The organism is Ruminococcus sp. J1101004sp1_RTP21198st1_B9_RTP21198_201120 (assembly GCF_040924245.1).
GTDB classification, from domain to species: domain Bacteria; phylum Bacillota; class Clostridia; order Lachnospirales; family Lachnospiraceae; genus Blautia_A; species Blautia_A faecis.
This window is the reverse complement of sequence record NZ_JBCOMI010000073.1, coordinates 1-2,501: the sequence shown is the minus strand read 5'-3', so window position 1 is coordinate 2,501 and position 2,501 is coordinate 1. Positions and strand designations below refer to the sequence as shown.

The 2,501-nt window shown below is 37.8% G+C and carries 1 protein-coding gene; it reads right to left on the bottom strand.

The window, feature by feature from the left end:
- Nucleotides 1-110: 110 nt before the first annotated feature.
- Nucleotides 111-1,925, bottom strand: a complete 1,815-nt coding sequence (locus AB5618_RS21250; protein ID WP_005344207.1) for a reverse transcriptase domain-containing protein — start codon at nucleotides 1,923-1,925, stop codon at nucleotides 111-113.
- Nucleotides 1,926-2,501 lie beyond the last annotated feature (576 nt).

Here is a 2,501-nt window from a genome sequence, read left to right as displayed (position 1 = left end):
CTGTAGGCTAAGTACCCAGCGCCTTGCCATATTGCTATGGTAGGTTTCCAAATACTCGCCCCCGAACCGTACTTACAACTCTCACTGTATACGGCTCTCCATTTATAAACTCAATTTAACTGTCCACAGTGTAATTTCTTATGACATTCTCTACACAAAGCTATTGTTTTGCGATTTCTCGCTATCATAAGAGCTTCCCAAAAAGTTTTACCTTGTAAATCTTTAAGCCGATGAACATGATGAATTTCTATGGGAGTATTAGTTTTTCCGCATAGCTCACATTCTCTGGCTTTTATTCTGTCGATTAGCTTTGTACTGCTGAAATATTTGATTGTATTTGGAACTAAGTCTGCATTAGATTGGAATGCTTTTTTCTGCCGTTTAAAACCCTCGTTATAAAACACTCGCATTTTCTCAACTCCTTTGGAATTACGGAACTTTACAGCAAAATCTTTTCCTGCTCTGAATTTTCCGATTACTTTTGAAATTGATGTTCTGTATTTTGTGCCGTAGGTTTTGTACATACTGTATTCCATAATATACTTGTAGCTGTTGATGATTGAGCTGTTATTGGCTATACAGTAATAATTGTAAAAACCTCGTATCATACTGTTGTAGTAGTCGAGTATTTCCAGATCATCACAGTTTTTCAATCTGTATATTGCCTTGGGTTTCCAAATTTCTTTTCCATTATGGTAGATTAACTTCATAGCACCTGTATCAATCAAGTGTTTCCTGATTGTATCACTTGAAACTTCCAGTACAATTCTGCCCGTGTAATTACGAACGAGCTTGCCTGTTTTATCTCTCTTGGTTAGATTGCTATGCCGTACTCTGATTTCATAACTGAGAAATTTCGCACTTTTTTGGGCATTGGTAATCAGCGTTTTCTCTTCTGATAGCTCCAACTGTAATTGTTCTTTGAGAAAATTCTTAAAATCTTCTTTTATTTTCTTACAATCCTCTTTCGAACCGATAACTCCGCACAGCCAATCATCAGCATATCTGACATAGACCAGCCTTGCATAATTGTTATCCATAGGGTCACTTGGGGGAATATTCACCCGTTCTTTTTCCAACTGCCTTATGCGTGCAATCGCATTTTCTCTTTCACAGTCGTCGTTTGCATTTTTCAATGCGATTCTGGCTTTGCTTAATTCGACTTCGTTCCTGCGGTACTCTTTTGTACGCATACGCTTTTTACCTTTTTTAAATTTTCGGACATACTCATTTACATACTTATCAAATTTATCCAAATAAATGTTTGCAAGAATAGGACTGATAATGCCACCCTGCGGTGTTCCCGAATAGGTGTTATGAAAAGTCCAATTCTCAATATAGCCTGCATTCAGAAATTTTCTTACCAGTCGAAGAAATCTCTCGTCATTGATACGTTCTCGTAAAATTCCAATCAACGTAGCATGGTTGATGTTATCAAAAAAACCTTTAATGTCTCCTTCGATAAACCATTTCACACCCGTGAAAGTTTTTTGAATTTCATTGAGTGCCGTATGACAGCTTCTATTAGGTCTGAACCCATGAGAAGTATTTTCAAAATGCCCCTCATAGATAGCTTCTAAAATCATTCTGATAACCTCTTGAAGCAATTTATCCTCAAAGGACGGTATTCCGAGTGGACGCATTTTTCCGTTCTTCTTTGGAATATAGGTTCTTCTTGCAGGTTTTGGCTGATAGCTTTCATCTTTGAGCGAAACTATGATTTTCCGTATTCTTTCGATACTCATACCGTCAACCGTTTGCTTGTCAGTACCTTTTGTCATACTTCCGTCATTGGAATAAATGTTTTGATAAGCGGTTAAGTACAGTTCCTCATTGTAGAGCAAACGGTATAAACGCTCGTACTTGTAATCTTTTTGGTTACTGTGTTTCGTTAAGCTGATTAACACATTTTCAGGATTTCTCATAATGTATCACACATTATCCTTTCTATATTGTTAATGTTATAAACTGCCTTCCTTCGCCATGTAAGTGCCATTAACACTCTCGGACTACTATGAAGGCTCCGTTACCATATCGAATATTCATAAGCCTACACTTAATAGCTTATTTTTAAGCGTTTCGACTTAGGTAATCCCCGTTTAGCATCATACTAACGATTTGGCTTGTTAGGTTGTCGGATACGACTTCCATCCTTTTATGCTTATTGCATATACGTCTCAGCCTATCTTTGCTTACGCTCCTGAACAGCGGAACATAAGTGCTGAGATATAGCGAATAATAATTACCTTACGCCATAGTCCCGACATTGACCGTTTGGACTATCGTTCAACCAGTATGGGCTTTATCCTCATACCTAACTTTTCATCTCCCCATTCAGTCGCAGCTTGGTAATTAGCTGACTTATGGCTTTACCGACGTGCTATTTTCCCTGATATTTAGTTTCCCTCACAGGTAAATCGGTTGATGATAGGACTGTAAGATACTATCCTAATACCTTGCCAAAGGTATATTTATTATGATGCCTTTACGGGCGCACGTTC

Bases quoted from the DNA above. Each gene is read 5' to 3' on its own strand.
- AB5618_RS21250 (WP_005344207.1), bottom strand. From the start codon at position 1,925: ATGAGAAATCCTGAAAATGTGTTAATCAGCTTAACGAAACACAGTAAC.